At 73.7% G+C, this 17,007-nt stretch carries 22 protein-coding genes; 5 read left to right on the plus strand and 17 right to left on the minus strand.

The window, feature by feature from the left end; genetic code table 11:
- Positions 1-134 precede the first annotated feature (134 nt).
- The 8 genes from ACFCXS_RS16695 to gvpO are packed head-to-tail and all read right to left on the minus strand — an operon-like array spanning position 135 to position 3,728.
- A complete protein-coding gene (locus tag ACFCXS_RS16695) occupies positions 135-428 on the minus strand; it encodes a gas vesicle protein K (protein WP_376644063.1) in 294 nt (97 codons plus the stop codon).
- Positions 425-673, minus strand: a complete 249-nt coding sequence (locus ACFCXS_RS16700) for a gas vesicle protein (protein ID WP_376644064.1) — start codon at positions 671-673, stop codon at positions 425-427. The genes ACFCXS_RS16695 and ACFCXS_RS16700 overlap by 4 nt, the downstream gene beginning before the upstream one ends.
- Entirely contained in the window at positions 670-1,527 is an 858-nt protein-coding gene (locus ACFCXS_RS16705) for a GvpL/GvpF family gas vesicle protein (protein WP_376644065.1), read from the minus strand. The genes ACFCXS_RS16700 and ACFCXS_RS16705 overlap by 4 nt, the downstream gene beginning before the upstream one ends.
- Complete coding sequence (locus ACFCXS_RS16710; protein WP_376644066.1) at positions 1,524-1,868, minus strand: gas vesicle protein; 345 nt, start codon at positions 1,866-1,868, stop codon at positions 1,524-1,526. The genes ACFCXS_RS16705 and ACFCXS_RS16710 overlap by 4 nt, the downstream gene beginning before the upstream one ends.
- Positions 1,865-2,122, minus strand: coding sequence for a gas vesicle protein GvpG (locus ACFCXS_RS16715; RefSeq protein ID WP_376644067.1), 258 nt, complete (start codon positions 2,120-2,122; stop codon positions 1,865-1,867). Before ACFCXS_RS16715 ends, ACFCXS_RS16710 begins: the two co-directional genes overlap by 4 nt.
- Before the next feature lie 4 nt (positions 2,123-2,126).
- Complete coding sequence (locus ACFCXS_RS16720; protein ID WP_376644068.1) at positions 2,127-2,894, minus strand: GvpL/GvpF family gas vesicle protein; 768 nt, start codon at positions 2,892-2,894, stop codon at positions 2,127-2,129.
- On the minus strand, positions 2,891-3,367 hold the full coding sequence (locus ACFCXS_RS16725) for a gas vesicle structural protein GvpA (protein WP_376644069.1): 477 nt from the start codon (positions 3,365-3,367) through the stop codon (positions 2,891-2,893). The genes ACFCXS_RS16720 and ACFCXS_RS16725 overlap by 4 nt, the downstream gene beginning before the upstream one ends.
- A 37-nt stretch (positions 3,368-3,404) precedes the next feature.
- Positions 3,405-3,728 carry a gas vesicle protein GvpO gene (gene gvpO, locus ACFCXS_RS16730; protein WP_376644070.1) on the minus strand — a complete coding sequence of 108 codons (324 nt, stop codon included), beginning with the start codon at positions 3,726-3,728 and terminating at the stop codon, positions 3,405-3,407.
- A 218-nt stretch (positions 3,729-3,946) separates the two neighbouring features.
- Here gvpO and ACFCXS_RS16735 point away from each other — a divergent pair, with 218 nt between their 5' ends.
- Positions 3,947-4,714 (plus strand): GNAT family N-acetyltransferase, encoded by a 768-nt coding sequence (locus ACFCXS_RS16735; RefSeq protein WP_376644071.1) that lies wholly within the window; start codon positions 3,947-3,949, stop codon positions 4,712-4,714.
- Entirely contained in the window at positions 4,714-5,529 is an 816-nt protein-coding gene (locus ACFCXS_RS16740; protein ID WP_376644072.1) for a lysophospholipid acyltransferase family protein, read from the plus strand. Before ACFCXS_RS16735 ends, ACFCXS_RS16740 begins: the two co-directional genes overlap by 1 nt.
- Before the next feature lie 113 nt (positions 5,530-5,642).
- On the opposite strand, the gene ACFCXS_RS16745 is transcribed toward ACFCXS_RS16740, so the two are convergent.
- Together ACFCXS_RS16745 and ACFCXS_RS16750 are read right to left on the minus strand one after the other, a co-directional pair.
- Positions 5,643-7,988, minus strand: a complete 2,346-nt coding sequence (locus tag ACFCXS_RS16745) for an ATP-binding cassette domain-containing protein (RefSeq protein ID WP_376644073.1) — start codon at positions 7,986-7,988, stop codon at positions 5,643-5,645.
- Between the two features lie 21 nt (positions 7,989-8,009).
- Positions 8,010-8,996 carry an LLM class flavin-dependent oxidoreductase gene (locus ACFCXS_RS16750; protein ID WP_376644074.1) on the minus strand — a complete coding sequence of 329 codons (987 nt, stop codon included), beginning with the start codon at positions 8,994-8,996 and terminating at the stop codon, positions 8,010-8,012.
- A 139-nt stretch (positions 8,997-9,135) separates the two neighbouring features.
- Here ACFCXS_RS16750 and ACFCXS_RS16755 point away from each other — a divergent pair, with 139 nt between their 5' ends.
- Entirely contained in the window at positions 9,136-9,846 is a 711-nt protein-coding gene (locus tag ACFCXS_RS16755) for a DNA polymerase beta superfamily protein (RefSeq protein WP_376644075.1), read from the plus strand.
- Here the strand turns inward: ACFCXS_RS16755 and rpmF are convergent.
- The gene (gene rpmF / locus ACFCXS_RS16760) at positions 9,829-9,999 is read right to left on the minus strand and encodes a 50S ribosomal protein L32 (RefSeq protein ID WP_376644076.1); all 171 of its coding nucleotides are present in this window, start codon (positions 9,997-9,999) and stop codon (positions 9,829-9,831) included. The genes ACFCXS_RS16755 and rpmF overlap by 18 nt on opposite strands.
- Before the next feature lie 112 nt (positions 10,000-10,111).
- Here rpmF and ACFCXS_RS16765 point away from each other — a divergent pair, with 112 nt between their 5' ends.
- The gene (locus ACFCXS_RS16765) at positions 10,112-10,606 is read left to right on the plus strand and encodes an HAD family acid phosphatase (RefSeq protein WP_376644077.1); all 495 of its coding nucleotides are present in this window, start codon (positions 10,112-10,114) and stop codon (positions 10,604-10,606) included.
- 32 nt (positions 10,607-10,638) lie between these two features.
- Here the strand turns inward: ACFCXS_RS16765 and ACFCXS_RS16770 are convergent, their stop codons facing one another.
- The 5 genes from ACFCXS_RS16770 to egtA all read right to left on the minus strand — a co-directional run bounded on the left by ACFCXS_RS16770 (position 10,639) and on the right by egtA (position 15,364).
- The gene (locus ACFCXS_RS16770) at positions 10,639-10,854 is read right to left on the minus strand and encodes a dodecin (RefSeq protein ID WP_376644078.1); all 216 of its coding nucleotides are present in this window, start codon (positions 10,852-10,854) and stop codon (positions 10,639-10,641) included.
- 127 nt (positions 10,855-10,981) lie between these two features.
- The gene (gene egtD / locus ACFCXS_RS16775; protein ID WP_376644079.1) at positions 10,982-11,944 is read right to left on the minus strand and encodes an L-histidine N(alpha)-methyltransferase; all 963 of its coding nucleotides are present in this window, start codon (positions 11,942-11,944) and stop codon (positions 10,982-10,984) included.
- Entirely contained in the window at positions 11,941-12,732 is a 792-nt protein-coding gene (gene egtC / locus ACFCXS_RS16780) for an ergothioneine biosynthesis protein EgtC (RefSeq protein WP_376644080.1), read from the minus strand. The genes egtD and egtC overlap by 4 nt, the downstream gene beginning before the upstream one ends.
- Positions 12,732-14,066, minus strand: a complete 1,335-nt coding sequence (gene egtB / locus ACFCXS_RS16785) for an ergothioneine biosynthesis protein EgtB (RefSeq protein ID WP_376644081.1) — start codon at positions 14,064-14,066, stop codon at positions 12,732-12,734. The genes egtC and egtB overlap by 1 nt, the downstream gene beginning before the upstream one ends.
- Entirely contained in the window at positions 14,063-15,364 is a 1,302-nt protein-coding gene (gene egtA / locus ACFCXS_RS16790) for an ergothioneine biosynthesis glutamate--cysteine ligase EgtA (protein WP_376644082.1), read from the minus strand. Before egtA ends, egtB begins: the two co-directional genes overlap by 4 nt.
- 290 nt (positions 15,365-15,654) lie before the next feature.
- Here egtA and ACFCXS_RS16795 point away from each other — a divergent pair, with 290 nt between their 5' ends.
- Positions 15,655-16,500, plus strand: a complete 846-nt coding sequence (locus ACFCXS_RS16795) for a TIGR02452 family protein (RefSeq protein ID WP_376644083.1) — start codon at positions 15,655-15,657, stop codon at positions 16,498-16,500.
- Here ACFCXS_RS16795 and ACFCXS_RS16800 read toward each other — a convergent pair.
- A complete protein-coding gene (locus ACFCXS_RS16800; RefSeq protein ID WP_376644084.1) occupies positions 16,463-16,909 on the minus strand; it encodes a type II toxin-antitoxin system PemK/MazF family toxin in 447 nt (148 codons plus the stop codon). The genes ACFCXS_RS16795 and ACFCXS_RS16800 overlap by 38 nt on opposite strands.
- Positions 16,910-17,007: the final 98 nt, after the last annotated feature.

The following is a 17,007-nucleotide window of genomic DNA, read 5'->3' on the forward strand; positions in this document are numbered from 1 at the left end:
GACGGTTGTTCGGCGGCCGCGGGGCGGGTTGCGCCCGGTCGCACAGCCGGGGGGTGCAGTGAACGTTCGCCGGTAGGTGCGGACGGGCGGGGCCGGGAGTGGTGCTCATCCCCGGTCCCGTCTCGCTGTGCGCGTCACCGCCCGGGATCGGCCAGGAGAGGGCCCAGCGGGCCCAGGTCCAGATTCAGGTCGCTGCGGAGCAACCCGTGCTGTGCGCACAGCTCGTCCATGCGCTCGTCCAGCAGCATCAGCGCGGTACCGAGCCGGTCCTCCTGCTCGGCGCTGAGCGTCCCCTCGTCGAAACGGCGTACCGCCTGGCGTTCCATGAGCTGCCGCAGGAGTTCCACCACGGTCAGGACCAGGGCAGCCAGGTCGTTCGTCACGCGCTCGGGATCGAGGTCCAGCGCATGGGTGCGCGGCGCGGTCACAGCGGCCCGCTGTCCGACCAGGGCGCGGGGACCCGGTCGCTGACCGAGGCCAGCAGGGCGCGCAGGGAGATCCGCACCAACGGCACGTCGGCGATGGCCAGCACCAGGTCACCGCTGACCACGACGCCGGTCGCCAGCACCCGGTCGAGCAGGTCGACGAGCGGCACCCCGACGGGCGCGTACGGCTCCTGCCCGTCCCAGGGCACAGCCGTGCGGTCGGCGCCGCCGGCGGCCGGCACGGTCATGCGCCGGCCTCCTGGGGCGCGGCGCACTCCGTCTCGTCCGGCCGGGCGAAGGAGTACGGGATCCAGGGGCCTGACATGGTGACCTCCACGGCCGAGAGCCGCGCGTCGCGGGCCAGTTCGCCGACGGCGCGGACGAACGTCTCGCGCCGTCCGTCGTCGACCAGATAGGCGGCGTTGAGGAGTTGGGGAACGCTCCGGCCGGTCAGCTGCTCGCTCTGCGGCCGGTGCCGTGTCGCGGCGACCGCGTACCGTCGCAGCTCCCGGTCCACGGCGTGCGCCTGCGCCAGGGCCCGCTCGCGCGACTCGCGCTCGGTGCGCCGCCTGTCGCTCGCCCGCCGCAGGTACGACCGTCCGTCGGCCGGTCCCGCCTCGGCGGCAGCGCCGGCCGTCCCGGCGGCGGTGCCGGGGCCGTGCACCTTCACCGCCCATTCGGTGCGATCGCGCAGCCGGTCCAGCAGGGTGCGCAGGGATGCCGCCCGGTCGGTGACCGCCCGCACCGCGTTGTGGTCGTCCAGGTACAGCGTGGCCAACGGCAGGGGGACGACGGGACCCTCGCTCGCGGCCGTCTCCACGCCCCGGTGGTGGGCGCGGGCGCAGCGTTCCAGCTCCTCCGGCCGGTTGAGTCGCTCCGCGAGCGCCTCCTCGTCGAAGGCCGCCGCGGGAACGTCCTGCACGACCAGGTGGAGCGGGCCTGCGGCCAGGATGCGCAGCGGGCCGCCGCCGTCATGGCCCGGCGTCACCGAGAGCACCTCGTCCGGCGGAGGGGTGTCCGTCACGGCGAACACGCAGGTGACGGTGGAGCGAGACACCTCCCCTCGCGCCGCGGCAGCACGGTCGGTCCGGACTGCGTTCATCGGGCCGCCTCCGTGGTGTCGGGCCCGGATTCCTCCAGGGCCTCGAGGCGGGCACGCAGCCGGGCGTTCTCCTCGCTGAGCGCGTCACGCGCGGCGCGCGAGGACAGCGCCGGGTCCGTCTCCCACCAGTCGATGCCGGCCTTCTTGGCAGTCTCGACCGAGGCGATGAACAGGCGCAGCCGGATGGTGAGCAGTTCGATGTCGAGCAGGTCGATCTTGATGTCGCCCGCGATGACGATGCCCTTGTCCAGGACGCGTTCGAGCAGATCCGCGAGGCTCCCGGAGGGTGGCCCGGCCGGCTGTGCTCCGGGGCCCGCGGGCCAGGTGCCGAGGTCGGTCACGAAGCACCCCCGCGATGTCCTGTGTACCGGACCGGACTGGCCAGGCGCGCCAGCAACCGCTCCTCCTCTTCCTCGAAGGCAGCCTCGTCGATGGCGCCCTCCTCCAGGGCCCGTTCGAGTGCCGCGAGGCGCGCCTGCACCGCACGCGGGTCGTTCATCTGCCGTTCGGCCTCCTGGAGCAGGTGGTCGGCGACCCAGAGCGTGCCGCGCACCGGGGCCAGCGGCAGCAGCAGGAGCCCGCTCACGAGTCCCACCGCGTCACCGGCCGGCCGGGGCGGACCGCGCGTCGACGAAGCTGTAGCACGGCAGCGGACCGGTCACACTGAGTGTCAGCCGGTCCCCGACGTCCCGTGCCTGCGCGGTCACGGCCTGCCGGAAGCGCTGCTCGTCGGCGGAACGCACCAGGAACGACGTGCTCAGCACCTGCTCGTCATCGACCGGCCCCGGCGCCGTGCGCACGGCGAGCGGGGTCAGACGGGCCAGCACCGTCCGGGCCGCGTCCCGGGCCTCGCGCGCCACACCCTTGGCGAGTGCCTCGCCGAGCCGCACGTTCGCCTCGTAACCGGGACGCAGGCGGGTCCGGCGGGCGAGCGCGCGCAGGGTGTCGTCACGGCGTACCAGGTCGGCGAAGTACCCGGGCACGACGGCGCCCTTCACGTTCATCTCGACGCAACCCCTCACCCCGTCGAGCTGTGCCGTCAAATAAGCCCGGTCGGCGCGCAGTTGGGAACAGAGCGCCGCCGCGTCGGGGGTGAGGACGGCGAACCGCATGGGCAGGACGGGGCCCTGCGCGGCGAGTTCGCCGAGCACCGACTGATGAGCCGTCAGGTCGCGCCGCCGCGCCCGGACCGACGCGGGGGCGTCCGAGACAGCGGCGCACAGCCCGGCCTCGGTCAGCAGCCGCACCGCCGCACCGTCCACCCCGGGTGCCCGCGGGGCCCGGATGCCCGCGGGCGCGATGCCGTAGACGTACAGGGTGCCGAGCGTGCCGGCGGTGGTGAGGGCGGCGGTGGCCGTCACGGTCATTCCTCCTCGGCCTTGCGGCGCCTGGGCCGCGGGCGGTCTTCGTCACTGCGGCGCTTGCGCGCCGGCCGCGGGGACCGCTCGGCACGGGCCTCGGCATCGTCGTCTACCGCGTCGTCCTCCGGCTCGTCCCCCGGGCTGAGGACGTCGCGGACCTTGTCGGTCAGGGAGCGGGCGGTGCGCTTGGCGCCCGCCTTGCCGACGCTCCGGGCGACCGGCCCGCCGAACAGCTCGGGCACGGTCTTGGAGCGCGCGTCGTGCTCGAGGTCCAGGCGGTTGCACGCCTCCGCGAACCGCAGATACGTGTCGACACTGGCGACCACGATGCGCGCGTCGACCTTGAGGATCTCGATCCCGACCAGCGAGACGCGCACGAAGACGTCGATCACCATGCCGCGGTCGAGGATCAGCTCCAGCACGTCGTAGAGGGTTCCGGCGCGGGGCGCACAGACGATCTCGTCGCTGTAGACGGTCATGCGGCGGTCCTTCCGGTGGGCGGTTGCGGCGGTCCGGTCACTGGTCCTGGGCGCCGCGCCGGAAGCGCGCGATCCGGCGGTACTGCACCAGCTCGCCCGCCGCGTCCAGTTCCACCCGGTACGTCGCGAGCAGACTCGTGGTGTCCGGGATGCGGGCCAGTTCCAGCACGTCGACGTCGACGACCCAGCCGTCGTCCTCGCCCCGGCACACCGCGGACACCCCTTCGAGGCGGTGGCGGATCAGCTCCGTCAGCGCCTCGGCGGCGCGCCGGGCCGCTTCCCCGGCACCGCGCACGGGGCGTCGCCGCTTGGTGGACGAGGCAGAGCCGCCTCGCCGCTCGTCGCCTCCGCGTTCTGTCATGCAGCTCACTCTGGCCGCAGCAGCCGCAGGGCGCGTGTCCGGCTGGGCCATCCGGGCCGCACCCGGGGCGCGAGCCGTTCAACAACCTCACACCCGCTCTCTCTGCACATGACACGCGGCGGTCAGGCGGCGTCGGGACAACTGAGGCGAAGGCCCGCACGACACCGCTCAGCGCCCCGCCCCGCCTCGGCGAACCGGCCCGTGACCAGGAGAGAGCCATGACCGGCGTACTGACCGTCGACCGCCCCGCGCAGCCCGCGGCCCCCACCCGCTACACCGTCGCCCTCGCCCGGAACGAGGAGGACGTGCGGGCCGCCCAGCGGCTGCGGCACGACGTCTTCGCCGGGGAGCTGGGCGCCCTGCTGGCCGGCCCCCAGCCCGGCCTCGACGCCGACTCGTTCGACGCCTACTGCGACCACCTGCTCGTACGGGAGGAGACCACCGGCCAGGTCGTCGGCACCTACCGGCTGCTGCCGCCGGAGCGCGCGGCGGTGGCCGGACGGCTCTACTCCGAGGGCGAGTTCGACCTGAGCGCGCTCGACGGGATCCGGCCGCGGCTCGTCGAGGTCGGCCGCTCCTGCGTGCACCCCGACCACCGTGACGGCGCGGTCATCAGCCTCATCTGGGCCGGCATCGCCCGCTACATGGTCGACCGCGGCCACGAGTGGCTGGCCGGCTGCTGCTCCGTCCCGCTCGCCGACGGCGGCACGCTCGCGTCCGCCACCTGGGACCGGGTGCGCGGCCGGCACCTCAGCCCGGAGGAGTTCCGGGTCCGGCCGCTGCTGCCGTGGACACCGGGTCCGGCGCCCGCGGACCGCGTCGAACTGCCCGCCCTGCTGCGCGGATACCTGCGCCTCGGTGCCTGGGTGTGCGGTGAACCGGCCCACGACCCGGACTTCGGCGTCGCCGACCTGTACGTACTGCTTCCGATGAGCCGCGTCAACGCCCGCTACCTGCGCCACTTCCTCTCCCTCGTACCGGCCTGATGAGCGCCTGGCTGCCCACCGCGCCCTGCACGCCCGAGGCCTGTGTCCAGGCGCCGGCGGCCGTGCGGGCGCGGGACGTGCCGCGTGCCGTGCTGCGGCTCGGCGCGGTCGTCCTGCTCCTCCTGGCCGGGATCGCTCTGACACCCGTCGGCGCCCGGATACCGGCGTCGCTGGTCCGGCGCTGGTGCCGGTGGATCGTGCGGGCCGCGGGGGTCCGGGTCCGGGTCACCGGCGCAGCCGCCCCCACCGGGGGTCTGCTGCTGGTCGCCAACCACATCTCCTGGCTGGACATCCCGCTGCTCGCCGCCGTACGTCCCGCCCGGATGCTGGCCAAGACGGAGGTGCGGCGCTGGCCCGTCGCCGGTGCGCTGGCCGCGCGCGGCGGCACCCTGTTCATCGAGCGGGACCGGCTGCGGGCCCTCCCGGACACCGTCGCCCGGATCGCCGAGGCACTGCGCGAGGGCACCGCGGTCGCGGCCTTCCCCGAGGGCAGCACCTGGTGCGGCCGGGCCCAGGGCACCTTCCGCCGGGCCGTCTTCCAGGCCGCCCTGGACGCCGGGGTGCCGGTCCAGCCGGTCCGCCTCGGTTACCGGCTGGGTGACGGCAGGGCCACCACGGCCCCCGCGTACGTCGGAGAGGACACGCTGCTGGCCTCCCTGTGGCGGGTGACGACCGCCCGCGGCCTGATCGCGGAGGTCGAGGTACGCGACGCCCTCCCGCCGGGCGGCAGCCCCGACCGCCGCGCTCTCGCCCGGGCGGCCCAGTCGCAGGAGACGGCCGCGCCCGCCTGGACGCACACGGTGCTGGTGGCCTAGCGGCGCCCGGATCTCGACCGTGGAGGCGCCGGGATCTCGACGGGGCCCGTCGCGCGCGTCCTTGCCGCGCCCGGTTCTCCGGTTCCGCACCGGCGCGGGGTGGGCGCCGGACCTCAGCGGCCCCCGGACAAAGCGCGCGCCAGATAGGGTGCGGTCCGCCCGGCCGCCGAGCGGGCGACGTCCGCGGGCGGGCCCGCCGCCACGATGCGGCCCCCCTCGTCGCCGCCGCCCGGGCCGAGGTCGATCACCCAGTCCGCGCCCGCGACGACGGACATGTCGTGCTCTACGACGACCACCGTGTGCCCGGCGTCGACGAGGCCGTGCAATTGGCGCATCAGGACGTCCACGTCCGCCGGGTGCAGCCCGGTCGTGGGCTCGTCGAGGAGGTACAGCGTGTGGCCGCGCCGGCCGCGCTGCAGTTCGCTCGCCAGCTTGATGCGCTGGGCCTCGCCGCCGGAGAGCTCGGTCGCGGGCTGGCCGAGGCGGAGGTAGCCCAGACCGACGTCGAGCAGGGTGGTGAGGCTGCGGGCCACGGCCGGGGTGTCCGCGAAGAACTCCGCCGCGCCCTCCACCGTCAGATCCAGCACCTGCGCGATGTTCCGCCCCCGGTACGTCACCTCCAGGGTCTCCGGGTTGTAGCGCGCCCCGCCGCAGTCCGGGCAGGGCGCGTACGTGCTCGGCAGGAACAGCAGCTCCACACTGACGAAGCCCTCGCCCTGGCAGGTCTCGCAGCGTCCGCCCGCCACGTTGAAGGAGAACCGCCCGACGCCGAAACCGCGTTCGCGGGCCCCCTCGGTGGCCGCGAACACCTTGCGTACGACGTCGAACAGGCCGGTGTAGGTGGCGAGGTTGGAACGCGGGGTGCGGCCGATCGGCTTCTGGTCGACCGAGACCAGCCGGCCCACGCCCGCGGAGTCCTCGGCGATCTCGCCGATGAGCGTGGACTTGCCGGAGCCGGACACCCCCGTGACCGCGGTGAACACGCCGAGCGGAAACTCCGCCGACACGCCTCGCAGGTTGTGCCGTGAGACCGGGCCGGTCTTCAGCCACCCGCTCGCCTCGCGCACGTCCCGGGCCGGGGCGGGGGAGCGGTCGAACAGATAGCGGGCCGTCGCCGAGTCGTCGGCACCGGCCAGAGCGGCCACCGGTCCGCTGTGCAGCACTCGCCCGCCGTGCTCACCCGCGCCCGGACCCACGTCGACCAGCCAGTCGGCGGAGCGCACCACGTCCAGGTGGTGTTCCACCACGAACACCGAGTTCCCGGACGCCTTCAGCCGCTCCAGCACCGTGAGCAGCGCCTCGGTGTCCGCCGGGTGCAGTCCGGCCGACGGCTCGTCGAGGACGTAGACGACGCCGAACAGGCCGGAGCGCAGCTGGGTGGCGAGGCGCAGACGCTGCAGTTCGCCCGCGGAGAGGGTGGGGGTGGGCCGGTCGAGGCTGAGGTAGCCGAGGCCCAGCTCGACGACCGGCGCGATACGGGACCTCAGGTCGCCGGTGAGGACCCGGGCGGCCTCCGAGGTCCCGTCGAGACCGTCGGCCAGCTCCACCAGCGGCAGTGCCGCCAGCTCGGCGATGGTCCGGCCTCCGAACGTCACCGCCAGGGCCTCCGGGCGCAGCCGGCTGCCGCCGCACGCCGGGCAGGGCGCACTGGTGAGGAACCGCTCGGCCTTGGCCCGCAGGGTCGGGCTCTTGGAGTCCGAAAACGTCTTCATCACGTACCGATGGGCACTCATGTACGTGCCCTGGTAAGGCCGTTGGATCCGGTCGGCGTCCCGCACGGGGTGCACCGTGACGACCGGCTGCTCGTCCGTGAACAGGATCCACTCCCGCTCCCGCGCGGGCAGCTCCCGCCACGGCCGGTCCACGTCGTGGCCGAGCGCGTCGAGGATGTCCCGCAGGTTCTTGCCCTGCCAGGCACCCGGCCACGCGGCGATCGCCCCGTCCCGGATCGACAGCGACGGGTCGGGTACCAGCAGCTCCTCGCTCGTGCGGTGCACCCGCCCGAGCCCGTGGCACTCCGGGCAGGCCCCCACCGCCGTGTTCGGCGAGAAGGCGTCCGAGTCGAGCCGCTCGGCGCCCGGCGGGTAGGTGCCGGCCCGGGAGAACAGCATGCGCAGGGAGTTGGAGAGGTTGGTGACGGTGCCGACGGAGGAGCGGGAGGTGGGCGCCGCGCGGCGCTGCTGGAGCGAGACCGCCGGGGGCAGACCGGTGATCTCCCCGACCTTCGGCGCGCCGACCTGGTGGATCAGCCGGCGCGCGTACGGCGCGACCGACTCGAAATAGCGCCGCTGCGCCTCCGCGTAGATCGTGCCGAACGCCAGCGACGACTTCCCCGAGCCGGACACGCCGGTGAACACGGCCACCACGTCCCGGGGAATGTCGACGTCGACTCCCCGGAGGTTGTGCTCACGGGCTCCGCGGACACGGACGTACGGGTCATGAGGGTCGCGGTCGTGCATGGGAGACGACTCTAACCGGATCTAACCGGAGGTGATCGCGGCCAGCCGCCGGTAACAGTCGAGCAGGGCCTCACGGTCGTACGTACTGGTCGTGACGAGTACCTCCTGGGCGCCCGTCTCCTTCAGCAGCTTCTCCAGCTCGTGCGCCACCTGCTCCTCGGTGCCGGCGATGTGGCCGGTCAGGCCGGACTCGTGGAAGCCGCGTTCCTTGGCGGTCATGCTGAGCGATTCCACGCGCTCGGCGGGCGGCAGGGGCGGGAAGGTGCCGTGGGTGCGGGAGTGCGCCATGGACCAGGCCTCCGGGACGAGCAGCCGCCGGGCCTCCTCGGCAGTGCCGGCCACGGCGATCGTGCCCGAGACGACGACGTAGGGCTCCGCGGCCCAGACGGAGGGGCGGAAGCCGTCGCGGTACCGGTCGATGCCACGCCGCATCCGGTCCCGGTTCCTGAGGTCGCCGATGACCATGGGCAGACCCGCGCGGGCGGCGATGCCGGCGCCCTCGCCCATGGCCAGGACGAACGGCGGCACGCGCAGACCCTCCGCCGGGCGGGCGTGGACCCCGGTGGGGGACGTGCCCCGGAACCAGCCGAGCAACTCCGCGAGCTGGCCTTCGAAGTCATCGGCGTCACTCTTGTCGCGGCCCAGGGCCCGCCGCACCCCGTCGGTGAAGCCGACCGACCGGCCGAGGCCCATGTCGATGCGCCCGGGGAACAGGGACTCCAGCACACCGAACTGCTCGGCCACGACCAGCGGCCGGTGGTTGGGCAGCATCACCCCACCGGTGCCGACCCGGATCGTCCGGGTCGCGCCCGCGACGGCTGCGGCCAGCACGGTCGGCGCGGAGCCGGCGACCCCGGGCACACCATGGTGCTCGGAGACCCAGACCCGGTGGTAGCCGAGCCGCTCCAGCTCCTGCGCCAGCCGCACGGTGTCGCGCAGCGCCTCGGGGTGGGTGTGCCCCTCGCGGGTGCGGGAGCGGTCGAGGACGGACAGGCGCACGGGATCCATACCAGGTTCTACGCCGGGCGGCCCCGCCGGTATTCCGCCGTCCCGCGTGGACCGTCGGTGGACCGCGGGAAAAGCGGGTGACCGCGTCCCGGCACGTCAGGACAATGTTCCGGTACCTCGTAACGAAAGGCGGCCGACCGTGACCGTCCCCAACGTCCTGCTCTCCGGCATCGTCGGATCGACCGCCTACGGCCTGGCCCGCCCGGGCTCCGACATCGACCGCCTCGGCCTGTTCGCCGCGCCGACCGAGGAGCTGCACGGTCTGCGCCGGCCGAAGGAGTCGCACGTCAGCACGGCGCCGGACCGGACCCTGCACGAGGCCGCCAAATGGTGCCGGCTGGCCCTCGGCGGCAACCCGACCGCGATGGAGCTGGTGTGGCTCCCGGACGACCTGTACGAGGTGCGCACGTCGCTCGGCGACGAACTCATCGGCATCCGTTCGGCGTTCCTGAGCGCCAAGCGCGTCAAGGACGCCTATCTCGGTTACGCCACGCAGCAGTTCCGGCGGCTGGAGACCCGCGGCGACGGTTCGTTCTCCGCCGACACCCGTAAGCGCACGGCGAAGCACGCCCGGCATCTCAAGCGGCTGTGCGGGCAGGGCCTGGAGCTGTACACCACCGGGCGGCTGACGATCCGCGTCGAGAACCCGGACGAGTACCACGCCTTCGGCGAGCGCGTCGCGGCCGACCCCGAGGCCGCCCTGCCCCTGCTCCGGCACTACGAGGCCGCCTTCGACGAGGGTTCCACGGTACTGCCGGACGAGCCCGACGAGGCGCCGGTCGAGGCCTGGCTGCGCCGGGTCCGGGCGCACTTCTGGGCGCAGCGGGCGTGCTCACCCGTCGGGGCGTAGCAGACCGCGCTCGTAGGCCTTGACGAGGTTCTGCGGTACGAGGTGACGGACGCCGTCCACGGTCACGGGGACCAGCGCCGGCGTGACCGCCTTCCACCGGGCGCGCCGGTGACGGGTGTTGCTGCGGGACGTCTTCCGCTTGGGGACGGCCATGGGACTCCTCCTCGGTGTCGGGCACCGAGACGTTACATGAAAATGGATCCCATTAACAATAAGAGTCCCGGTGCCGACCACGCCGCCCCGGGGAACACTTAGGGTGGGCGACGTGAACGACGACCGCAGCAAGGCCCCGCTGGCCGTGTTCGACCTGGACAACACCCTCGCCGACACCACGCACCGGCAGGGGTTCCTGCAGCGCAGGCCGAAGGACTGGGACGGCTTCTTCTCGGCGGCACCGCAGGACCCGCCCGTCCCGGAGGGCGTCGCGCTCGTCCAGGAGCACGCGCGCGAGTGCGAGATCCTCTACCTCACCGGGCGGCCCGAACGCTGCCGGCGCGACACGCTCGACTGGCTCGCCGCCCAGGGGCTGCCCGAGGGGCGCGTGTACATGCGGCGGGACGCCGACCGGCGGCCCGCCCGGTTCACCAAGCTGGAGATCCTGCGGCGGCTCGCCCGCACCCGCCAGGTCCGCGTCCTCGTCGACGACGACGAACTGGTCTGCGCCGACGCCCGCCGCGCGGGCTTCACCGTCGTACGGGCCGACTGGGTGACCAGGTCCGCCGAGATGAAGGCGGCGCAGGAGCGCGAAGGGCGCACCTGAGACCGCCTGCCGGGGAAGAGCCCGCGCCCTGTCTACTCCGACTCGTCGAGCCGGAAGCCCACCTTCAGGCCCACCTGCCAGTGCGCGATGTGCCCGTCCTCGAGTTGGCCGCGCACCTGCGTCACCTCGAACCAGTCCAGGTTGTGCAGCGTCTGCGAGGCCCGGTCGATGCCGTTGCGGATGGCCTGGTCGACGCCGTCCGGTGAGGTGCCGACGATCTCCGTGACCCGGTAGGTGTGGTTCGACATGCCGCTGCTCCTCTTCCATGACGTTCCCGTGACGGGAGTGTCACGCGTCATTCCACCGTGCCCCAGGCGGCGGCGAAGCGCGAGACGTCGTCTCCCGCCGTCGCCGCCGCTCCCGGGTTCCCCGATGTCAGCGCGCCACGCTCAGCGACAGCGCGAAGCGCCCCGGGCCGTCCGTCCACCAGTGCGTCAGGTCCAGGCCGGCCGCCGACAGTTCGGCGCGCACGCCCTCCTGCCGGAACTTCGCGGACACCTCGGTCCGCATCTCCTCACCGGCCGCGAAGTCGACGGCGAGGCCGAGCGCCGGCACCTTCACCGTCTGTGCCGTACGGGAGCGCAGCCGCATCTCGATCCACTCGTGCCCGGCGTCCCACAGCGCCACGTGGTCGAACGCGGCGGGATCGAAGTCGCCGCCCAGCTCCCGGTTGATCACGGTCAGGACGTTCTTGTTGAACGCGGCGGTCACCCCGGCCCCGTCGTCGTACGCCCGGACCAGCACCTCCTCGTCCTTGACCAGGTCCGTGCCCAGCAGCAGGGCGTCGCCCGGGACGAGCATGGCGCGTACGGACGCCAGGAACGCGGCGCGTTCGGCGGGCAGCAGATTGCCGATCGTGCCGCCGAGGAAGGCCACCAGCCGGGGTCCCGGCGTGTCCGGCAGGGTCAGATCCGAGGTGAAGTCGGCGATCAGCGCGTGCACGGACAGGCCCGGCCGCTCGGCGGCGAGCGCCTGTCCGGCCTGGGCGAGGGCGCTCTCGCTCACGTCGACCGGGACGTAGGTGTGCAGGTTCGTGAGGGCGTCGAGCAGATGCCGGGTCTTCTCCGAGGAACCGGAGCCGAGCTCGACCAGGGTGCGAGCCCGGGTCACCGCGGCGATGTCGCCGGAACGTGCCAGGAGGATCTCCCGCTCCGCGCGCGTGGGGTAGTACTCCGGCAGTTCCGTGATCTTCTCGAACAGGTCGCTGCCGTGGGCGTCGTAGAACCACTTGGGCGGAAGCGACTTGGGGCGGCCGGTCAGACCTCGGTGGACATCGGCGCGCAGCGCGGCGTCCGTGGCGTCCTCGGGCAGGGTGCGGGTCAGACGGAACGGGCTCACGTACGGGGCTCCTTCGCGAGTGCGGGCACGGAGGCGTCGGCGGGCTCCTTCAGCGGCGTGAGCAGCACGTCGGTGCGGCTCGCCACGAGCAGGGTGCGGTCGGGGACCTCCTGCCAGTGCGGATCGTCGTCGTAGGGCTCGGAGGCCACGACGGTGCCGCCGCCGGGCCGGGCGAGGTACCACAGGGCGTCGCCCCAGGCGGTCGCGGTGATGGTGTCGCCGTTGGTGAGCAGCAGGTTGAGCCGGGAGCCGGGGGCCGCCGCGGCGACCTCCAGGACCGTGTCGGCCATCGCCTGGCCCTCCTCGTCACCGCCCCGCAGCCGGGCCAGCACCAGCGCCCACACGAGCGCCGAGTCGTTACGGGCCTCCAGCGACAGCAACTCCTCGTGCGGCAGCGTCCGGGACACCGCGGCCAGCGAGCCGGGCCAGCCCTTCACCGCCCCGTTGTGGCTGAACAGCCAGGTTCCCGAGGCGAACGGGGCCGCCGCGGCCTCCGCGTCCGCGCCCGAGAGGGTCGCGTCCCGCACCGCGGCGAGCAGCGCCGTCGACCGTACGACCCGGGCGAGATCCGCGAACGACAGGTCCGCCCAGATCGGCCCGGCCCTGCGGTAGCGGGCCGGCACCGGGTCGCCCTCGGCGTACCAGCCCACGCCGAAACCGTCGGCGTTGACCGTCCCGTACCTCTGGTGCCGGGGCGCCCACGACTGCCGGTACAGCCCGTGCGGGGGCTCCACCAGAAGCCGGCCCAGTACGTCCTGCGGCCCCACGTACGCCACATGGCGGCACATCAGGCGTCCTCCGACCTGGCCGTGCGGAACCCGGAGAAGATCTGCCGCCGCATCGGGTAGTCCCAGTTGCGGAAGGTGCCCCGGCAGGCCACCGCGTCCACGGCGAACGAACCGCCGCGCAGCACCTTGTACTCCGGGCCGAAGAAGACCTCCGAGTACTCCTTGTACGGGAACGCCTTGAACCCGGGGTACGGCAGGAAGTCGCTCGCCGTCCACTCCCACACGTCACCGATCAGCTGCCGCACGCCGAGCGGCGACTCACCCGCCGGGTAGCTCCCGGCGGGCGCCGGACGAAGGTGCCGCTGACCGAGGTTGGCGTGCTCGGGCCCCGGATCGGCGTCGCCCCAGGGGTAGCGCATCGAGCGGTCGGCGGCCGGGTCGTGCCGGGCGGCCTTCTCCCACTCCGCCTCCGTGGGCAGCCGCCGTCCCGCCCAGCGGGCATAGGCGTCGGCCTCGTACCAGGACACGTGCACCACGGGCTCGTCCGCCGGTACGACCTCGGTGACACCGAACCTGCGCCTGAGGAACTGCTTTGCGTCGCGCCGCCAGAACAGCGGGGCGTCGATGCCGTGCTTCTGGATGTGCGCCCAGCCTTCGGCCGTCCACCACCGCCGGTTGCCGTAGCCGCCGTCGTCGATGAACGCCTGGTAGGCGCCGTTGGTCACCGGCGTGGTGTCGATGTGGAATGCCGCCACCTCGCGCCGGTGCGCGGGGCGTTCGTTGTCCAGGGCCCACGGCTCGCCCGAGGTGCCCATGGTGAACGGGCCACCGGGTACGAGGACTTCGGACGGACCGGTGAACAGCGGCGCCGGCTCCGGGTCGGGTGCCGTCAGGGCCGGCGGGCCGGTGCGCAGCTGATGGGTGATCAGCATGGTCTCGTCGTGCTGCTGTTCGTGCTGCGCGATCATCCCGAAGGCGAACCCGGCCTCCGTCAGCCGCGTGCCGTGGAACGCGTGCCCCTCCAGCACGTCCAATGCCCTGCCGCGTACGTCGGCCGCGTAGGTGCGGGCCTCGGCCGGGGAGAGCAGGGGCAGCTTCGGCCGCTCGGCGCGCGGATGCTCGAAGGCGTCGTAGAGGCCGTCTATCTCGGGCCGTATCGCCTCGTGCCCGGCGACGGCCCGCAGCAGCCACTGCTCCTCCTGGTTGCCGATGTGCGCGAGGTCCCACACCAGCGGCGACATCAGCGGCGAGTGCTGTGCGGTCAGGTCGGGATCCTCCACGCAGCTCGTCAGCAGGGTGGTGCGGTCCCGGGCCACGACGAGTGAGGCGACCGCCCGCTCACGGAGGACCTCGGGGTCGACGTGGGCGTCGACAGCGGGATCGGTGTCGGTCATGGGCGGAAGTCCTTCCCGTGGGCGCGGCCGTCCGTGCCGCGCTGTCGGTCGAGCAGGTCGTCGGCGGGGCAGCGCCCCAGGACGACGTAGCGGTCCAGATAGGCCGTGACGGCCTCGACGACCTCGGGGCCGGCGCCGAGCCGGGGCAGGGCGTCCAGTGCGGTCGTGAAGCACGTGACGGCCACCTCGCGCAGCTCCGCGTCGGCCAGACCGCCGCGGGCCGCGTCGAGCCACAGCGGATTGTGCGGCGCGGGCAGCCCCAGTGTCCGCTCGGTCAGCGGCTTCACGGCCCGGTAGGCGGTCTCCGCGGCCTCCGGGTCGTCGAACAGCGCCGCCGTCACGGCCAGCGGCACGATCCAGCCGTCGTCGCCGGGTTGTGCGTCGATCATGCGCAGCTCGAGATGGCCGCGCGGCCTGACCGGCGGGAAGAGCGTCGTGACGTGGTAGTCGAGATCCTCCCGGGTGGGCCGCCGGGGCGCGCCGGTGCGGATCCAGTCCCGGAAGGTGAGCCCCTCGGGGACGTCCCAGGGGCCGCGGTCCCGCCGTACGCACATCACGGGGGAGTCCAGCACGTGCCGGGCCCAGGCGCCGCGCGGGTCGGCGTCCAGCCGAGGTCCGCCCGCCCGGCCCGCGCCGATCCGGGTCCACGTCAGCTGCCGGGTGGACAGCCAGCCGGTCGGCCGGTTGCCGGCGAGCGGGGAGTTGGCGAACGCGGCCACCAGGACCGCGCCCAGATGATGGGCCAGCCACCAGCGGCGCACCAGGCCGAGCGGCCCGGGCTCCTCGTAGCCGGCGTCCAGACACACCTGCACGGAGGCGGAGGTGCACATCATCGAGCGGCCGGCGGGGCCCGTACGGTCCAGGCACGCCTCCATGGCGTCGTAGCGCGGTTCACGCAGGAACCGGCGGGGCTCGTGCCAGGGGTCCTGGCCGAGGCCGACGAGGGCGAGACCGTCGTCGCGCAGCACCGCGCGGACGGCGTCGAGGTCGGCGGAGACCGTGGTGACGACTTCCGTCAGCGAGGCGGCGGGGAGTGAGCTCAGCTCCAGCTGGCCGCCGGGTTCCACGGTGAGCGCCGACTTCAGAGGGACGGAGCGCAGTGCGGCGTACGCCGCTTCGAGTCGTTCGGGCGCGACCGGGAGCTGCGGTGCGCGCAGCTCGTGGACGAGCCATTCCACCTCCACACCGAGGCGCCGTGGCGGGCCGGTCTTGAAACAGATGCCGCGGACGAGAGCCTCGACCTCGGCTTCGGACAGTGAGGTGCGTGGCCGGGTACAGCCACTTACCGAATCGGACATGTCGGGATCCTCCTGAGATTCCACCATGCCACCGGTCCGGGCTCTTCGGCGGCCCGGGCCGGGATCACCCGTCCACCCAAGACGTTCATGCCGCTCGGCACAAGGGGGCGAAGCGGGGCGTTCCCGGGCGGTCATCCCGCCCGGCCCGGCGTTTCCAGGGACTTTCCCGGGCGTTCTCCCAGGGCGAAAACTCTGTTGCGGCGGGGATCGGACATCACGCACGATGCCAGCGTGAGCACGACAACACCGACCGCGCGGTGCGCGCTCACGGCGCGTACGGGGGTCGCGCCGTGAGCGCGCGTCTGCGCGGTATCGCGCGGGAGACCGAGCAGATCGTCGCGGCCGGCGCCTACCGCGCGCCGGACGGGCGCGAGGTCTCGATCGAGGCGGAACTGCGGGCGGCGCGCGAGGGCACCCGCATGTACGGGCCGGAACCGGTGCCGGTGTCCGCCGATCGGGTGACGGGCGCGCGGAACGCGCGGGTGGAGGTCACCGGCGAGAGCAGCCTGGAGGCGGCCCACCGGCTGGGCGGGCCCGTGGCGGTGCTGAACTTCGCCTCGGCCCGAAACCCCGGCGGCGGCTATCTCAACGGCGCCCAGGCCCAGGAGGAGGCCCTGTGCCGGGCCTCCGCGCTCTACACCTGCCTCCTGGAGGCCCGCGCCTTCTACGACCACCACCGGGCCCACCGCGACCCGTTCTACACGGACCGTGTCATCCACTCACCGGCCGTGCCCGTCTTCCGTGACGACCGGGGCGGCCTGCTGGCCGAGCCGTACACCGCGGGGTTCCTGACCTCGCCGGCGCCCAACGCGGGCGTGGTGCTCCGCTCGGCACCCGAACGGGCGCACGAGCTGCCGCGGGCCCTCGCGGTCCGGGCCGAACGCGTGCTGGAGACAGCAGCCGCCCACGGCTACGGCCGGCTCGTCCTGGGCGCCTGGGGCTGCGGGGTGTTCCGCAACGACCCCGCGCAGGTGGCGGAGGCCTTCCGGGCGCTGCTGGGGCCCGGCGGCCGGTTCGCGGAAGCCTTCGAACACGTGGTGTTCGGGGTCCTGGACCGGACGCGGGACCGTGCGGTGCGCAGAGCCTTCGAGGAGACGTTCAGCTCCAGCCGTAGCGCTCCTGCAGGCGGCGCCTGACCCGGTTGAACCGCATGCGGTCCAGGGCGCAGGCCTCCCGGCGCATGCCGTCCTCGTGCAGGCGCAGCACCCGCTCCACGGAGACCCACGAGAACCGCCCCGAGCGGTCCCACGGCCCGCTGCCGATCCCCACCCACTCCCGGTCGCCGTCATGCTCCTTGCTGGACAACTGCACGGCCAGGAAGGTGCCGCCGGCCTCACGCGCGACCACCAGCACCGGGCGGTCCTTGCCCCGGCCGTCGTTCTCCTCGAAGGGCACCCACGTCCAGACGATCTCCCCGGGATCCGGGTCGCCGTCGTGCGCGGGGGAGTACTCCGTGCGCACCGGGCCCACCTCGCGCGGGTCGGCCTGGACGGTGGCGGAGGGGCCGTGGCGGCCCGGGACGTTCTCATCGCTGAACGGAGTCACGGGGGCACCCTAGAGGCTGCCCCCGTGACCACACCTCCCCGGGGTCGCTCCGCGTCCGGCGGCACTGCCCGGTCCGGCCCGTCACGGGGCAGAGGCGG

The sequence above is a fragment of the Streptomyces sp. NPDC056373 genome (assembly GCF_042262425.1).
GTDB lineage: Bacteria > Actinomycetota > Actinomycetes > Streptomycetales > Streptomycetaceae > Streptomyces.

Bases quoted from the DNA above. Each gene is read 5' to 3' on its own strand.
- ACFCXS_RS16700 (WP_376644064.1), bottom strand. From the start codon at position 673: ATGACCGTGCCGGCCGCCGGCGGCGCCGACCGCACGGCTGTGCCCTGG.
- ACFCXS_RS16705 (WP_376644065.1), bottom strand. From the start codon at position 1,527: ATGAACGCAGTCCGGACCGACCGTGCTGCCGCGGCGCGAGGGGAGGTG.
- ACFCXS_RS16720 (WP_376644068.1), bottom strand. From the start codon at position 2,894: ATGACCGTGACGGCCACCGCCGCCCTCACCACCGCCGGCACGCTCGGC.
- ACFCXS_RS16725 (WP_376644069.1), bottom strand. From the start codon at position 3,367: ATGACCGTCTACAGCGACGAGATCGTCTGTGCGCCCCGCGCCGGAACC.
- gvpO (WP_376644070.1), bottom strand. From the start codon at position 3,728: ATGACAGAACGCGGAGGCGACGAGCGGCGAGGCGGCTCTGCCTCGTCC.
- ACFCXS_RS16735 (WP_376644071.1), top strand. From the start codon at position 3,947: ATGACCGGCGTACTGACCGTCGACCGCCCCGCGCAGCCCGCGGCCCCC.
- ACFCXS_RS16740 (WP_376644072.1), top strand. From the start codon at position 4,714: ATGAGCGCCTGGCTGCCCACCGCGCCCTGCACGCCCGAGGCCTGTGTC.
- ACFCXS_RS16745 (WP_376644073.1), bottom strand. From the start codon at position 7,988: ATGCACGACCGCGACCCTCATGACCCGTACGTCCGTGTCCGCGGAGCC.
- ACFCXS_RS16750 (WP_376644074.1), bottom strand. From the start codon at position 8,996: ATGGATCCCGTGCGCCTGTCCGTCCTCGACCGCTCCCGCACCCGCGAG.
- rpmF (WP_376644076.1), bottom strand. From the start codon at position 9,999: ATGGCCGTCCCCAAGCGGAAGACGTCCCGCAGCAACACCCGTCACCGG.
- ACFCXS_RS16770 (WP_376644078.1), bottom strand. From the start codon at position 10,854: ATGTCGAACCACACCTACCGGGTCACGGAGATCGTCGGCACCTCACCG.
- egtC (WP_376644080.1), bottom strand. From the start codon at position 12,732: ATGTGCCGCCATGTGGCGTACGTGGGGCCGCAGGACGTACTGGGCCGG.
- egtB (WP_376644081.1), bottom strand. From the start codon at position 14,066: ATGACCGACACCGATCCCGCTGTCGACGCCCACGTCGACCCCGAGGTC.
- egtA (WP_376644082.1), bottom strand. From the start codon at position 15,364: ATGTCCGATTCGGTAAGTGGCTGTACCCGGCCACGCACCTCACTGTCC.